The sequence below is a fragment of the Micromonospora sp. NPDC003776 genome (assembly GCF_053605645.1).
Map to the genome: position 1 here is coordinate 1 of NZ_JBSGJR010000605.1, position 4,088 is coordinate 4,088.

A 4,088-nucleotide genomic window follows, 5' to 3' on the forward strand; every position below is an offset into this window, starting at 1 on the left:
CCGCCTCGATCGACGGTGCGAGCCGATCGCGGCAGTTCTGGTCGATCACGGTGCCGCTGCTGAAGCCGATCATCATCTTCGCGGTCATCATCTCCCACCCGCGGGCCGCACGACCTCGTCCGCGTACAGCGGCTCGGCGATGTGCACCCGGCGGGCCATCCGCACCATCTCCCCGATGGTGGCGGTGTCGGTGATCGCGCTCAGCGAGTCGGGGGAGCGGACCGTGGCGCCGCGCAGCACCTCCACCTCGACCGCCTCGTCGGGGTAGCCGACGGAGAGCTTCACCAGGAACCGGTCCAGCTGGGCCTCGGGCAGCCGGTAGGTGCCGTCCATCTCCACCGGGTTCTGCGTGGCCACCACCAGGAACGGCTGCGGCACCGGATGCCGTACGCCGTCCACGGTGACCGTCCGCTCCTCCATCACCTCCAGCAGCGCCGACTGGGTCTTCGGTGAGGCCCGGTTGATCTCGTCGGCGATGACGATGTTGGCGAAGACCGGACCCGGGTGGAACTCGAAGCCCCGGGTGGCCTGGTTGAAGATGGTCACCCCGGACACGTCCGACGGCAGCAGGTCCGGGGTGAACTGGATCCGCCGCCACTGGCCCTTCACCGTCGCCGCGATGGCCCGGGCGAGGGTGGTCTTGCCCACCCCGGGCACGTCCTCCAGCAGGACGTGCCCCTGGGCGAACAGCGCGGTCAACGCCAGCCGGACCACCTGCGGTTTGCCCAGCACGACCGCGTTGACGTTCTCGGCCAGCCGGGCGGCGAGGGCGGCGAAGCCCTGCACCTCCGGCTGGGTGAGCGGTTCCTGGGTGTTCACGTGCGGGTGGCTCCTCTGGCGGGCGGGGTCAGCAGGTGGGCAGGAGGTTGATGTTGTCGCCGCCCTCCAGGTTCAGCCACGCCCACGGGATGTAGTTCTGCCCGGAGTACGCGACCTGCACCCACCAGGTGCTCTGCTTCTGGTTGTTGTAGATCCACGAGTCAACGTTGTCGCCCTGCTTCTTGCAGTACGCGCGCAGCCGCGTGCCGGGCTTGGCCCAGCCCACCTGCTTGGCGTTGATCTGCTGCGGCACCGAGAAGATCTCGTTGCCGTTGCGGCCGGACACGTCCGCGTCGCAGTAAGTGCGCTGGTCGCCGCTCGGCCCGTTGTTGCAGGTCGCGATCCCGTACAGCGGGTCGGTGGCCTGCGCCTTCGTGGCGGTGCCCTTGCCGGCGGCGTTGGTCGCGGTGACCGTCACCGTGTACGCGGTGCCCGGCGTCAGCCCGGTCACCCGCAGGCTGGAGCAGCTGCCGCCGGCCGTCTTCCCGCCGGCGGCCGCCGAGCAGGTGACGTTGCCGCCGCCCGCGTCCACGGTGAACGACACCGTCACCGAGGTGGCGTCCGCCGACGAGCCGGTCACGGTCACCCGGGGCGCGGCGACCGTACGCGCGGTGGTGCTGGCCTCCGGGCCGGGGCCGGCCTCGTTGACCGCCTTCACTTTCACCGTGACGTTCTGGCCGTCGCCGAGGCCGCTGACCGTGGTCCGGGTGTCGGTCACCTCGCTGGTCTTTCCGCCGACGTCCACCAGGTACTTCGTGACCGGGCGGCCATTCTCCACCGCCGGCGCCCACTGCACCGCCACGGTGCCCGGCTGGTCGGCCACCGTGGACGCCTTCAACTCGGTCGGCGCAGCCGGCGCGGTGAACGGCACCACCGTGTTGCTCACCGGGGACGCCTTCGAACCGGCGCCCTTGTCGCTCACCGCGATCACCGTGAACGCATACTGGGTGCCGTACTCCAACTGGCCGGCCGGCACCACCAGCTCGGTCTTCGCCGACTCGCCCGCCGGGGCGGTGGCGCCCGCCGAGGTGGCCGTGACCGCGTACCGGGCGATGGTGTTGCCCTGCCCGTTCGCGTCCGGCCACTTCACCAGCACCGTGCCGTCCGGCCGCGCCTCGGCCGTCACGCTGGCCGGTGGGTCCGGCACCTCCGCGGTCGGCACGACCGGGTTGCTCCGGCGGGCCGGCCCGTCGCCCTTGGCGTTGACCGCGTGCACCTCGAACGTGTACGTCTCGCCGTTCGTCAGGCCGGTGATCTCCACCGCCCGCTGGTTCGCGCCCACCTCGCGCCGCTGGCCGCCGCCCTCCACCACGTACCTGGTGATCGCGGCCCCGTTGGCGGCCGCCGGCTGCCAGCTCACCCGCGCCGACGCGTTGCCGGCGGCGGCGGTCACCTTGCGCGGCGCCCCCGGCTTGCTCACCTTCGGCTTCTTCGGCGGGGGCGGCGGCAGCGGCGCCGGCGGCGGGTCACCACCGAGCACGTCGTTGGCGTACTTGTTCACCTCACGCACCCGGTTCTGGTCGTCCACCACCTGTGCGGTCGACGAGTTCGGCGGGTTGATGAACAGGTGGTCCTCGCGGACCTCCAGCTCCATCGGACCCGGCCGCCCGGAGCCCTTCACGGTCTCCACCAGCTGCCCGTTCGCGTCGAACGAGTAGACCGTGCCGGTGTCCTCGTCGGCGACGTAGAACCGGCCCGCCCAGGCCACCGCCGGGGTGAGCCGGTCACCCGTGCCGGGCACCGTGAACTGCCGCACGTCCGCGCCGTCGCGCACCACGTGCACCTTCCGCTCCCCGGGCACCGTCACCGGCACCTGCGGTCCGCTGGTGCGCACCGGCAGCGCCCCCGGCGCCGACATGGTGAGGTTGGCCCGCTTCGTCTGGCCGCCCTGCACCGTCACCAGCGAGGCGGAGGTGCGGTCGAGCACCGCCACCCCGTCGTCCAGCGTGGACACCACCAGCTCGTGGCTCGGCTCGGCCACCTCGTACGTCTGGACCTGCTTCGGGCTCAACCCGGCGGCGGGCGCCTCGCCCGGCGTCTTCGGCAGCTCGGCCGCGGTCACCGCCGACACCGTGCCCTCGCTCGGCACCGCGATCCACAGCCGGCCCGCCCCGTCGAACGCGCCGCCGGTGATGCCCGGCGGGTAGTGCACCGGCTCACCCACCGGCGTCAGCGCGCGCGGGTCGAGCTGCCGCACGATGCCCTGCACCGCGTCCACTACGAACGCCGAGTCCTCGTGCAACGCCACGCTCACCCCGAACCCGGGGGCCGTCGGGGTGGTCGCGGTGATCTGCAATGTGGCCAGATCCAGCGAGCTGACCTGCCCGGTGTTCAGATCCCGCAGGATCAGCAGCCGGTCGGTCTGCGCGACCTGCATCTGGTGCCGCCGCCCCCCGGGCACCTCCATCCGGGTGTCCACCCGGGCGGTGACCCCGTTGACCCGGGCCATCTCGCTGCGGGTCGTGCTCCACAGCCAGGAGGAGGCGTCGTAGTTGGCCACCGCGTTGTCCGCGGCACCCAGGCCGAGCACGGTCAACCCCATCGCGGCCAGCAACGCCGCCACGGTGCCGATGGTGACCAGCCCGCCCCGCATCCGCCGGGAACGGGTACGGGGCGCGTCGGCCCCGGTGCTCGTGACGTCCTCGATGGTGGCCACAGCCGGCTGCCTCCCCAGGTCGGTGGGGGAGGCGCCACGCGTGGTCGGCCCTCCCCAGAGCCGGGAGCCATCATAGGGGCCGGCCGAGGATCGGGTAACCCGCACCGTCACCGCTGTGGACACCCAGCGTGTCCCCGCTGGACGGCCGGTCAGTTCGTCGGCGCGTCCCGCTCCCGGTCGGTGCAGACCTGACCGGAGGTGGCGTAAGTGTCCGTCGAGTAGACCGCCAGCACCGTGAAGCAGTAGTCCAGCTTCGGACTCAACCCGTTCACCGTGTACGTGGTCGTTCCCGCGTCCACCGTGGCCATCACCCCCAGCTTCTGCCCCGCTCGGCCACCGGCCACCACGAACGGCACCCCGCCGCTGCTCGGGTCCGTCCAGGTCACCGTGATCGTGGTGGCGTCGTCGCGAAGCTTCAGGTCACCCGGCGGCGGGCCGCTCACCTTCGGCTTCACCCCGCCCGTCGCGGGCGGCGGCCCCGGCTGCGGCGCCGCGTCCCGATTCAACACCACCGCGCCGACACCCACCGCCGCTGCCACCGCGACCACCGCCGCGCCGACCGCCACGGCCACCACCGCCCGGTTGCGGCCGCGCGGCTCCGGCTCCTCCTCGG

The 4,088-nt window shown here is 72.6% G+C and carries 2 protein-coding genes and 2 pseudogenes; 1 reads left to right on the plus strand and 3 read right to left on the minus strand.

Annotation, left to right across the window (positions count from 1 at the left end):
• Positions 1-95 (plus strand): annotated as a pseudogene (locus ACWEVO_RS31765) (sugar ABC transporter permease); the annotation flags it as partial.
• 28 nt (positions 96-123) lie between these two features.
• Here the strand turns inward: ACWEVO_RS31765 and ACWEVO_RS31770 are convergent.
• The 3 genes and pseudogenes from ACWEVO_RS31770 to ACWEVO_RS31780 form a co-directional block, all read right to left on the minus strand.
• Positions 124-819: pseudogene (locus ACWEVO_RS31770) on the minus strand (AAA family ATPase); the annotation flags it as partial.
• A 28-nt stretch (positions 820-847) separates the two neighbouring features.
• The gene (locus ACWEVO_RS31775) at positions 848-3,475 is read right to left on the minus strand and encodes a fibronectin type III domain-containing protein (RefSeq protein ID WP_452311148.1); all 2,628 of its coding nucleotides are present in this window, start codon (positions 3,473-3,475) and stop codon (positions 848-850) included.
• 149 nt (positions 3,476-3,624) lie between these two features.
• Positions 3,625-4,088, minus strand: a 464-nt coding sequence (locus ACWEVO_RS31780; RefSeq protein WP_452311149.1) for a fibronectin type III domain-containing protein, incomplete at its 5' end; no start/stop codon positions are given.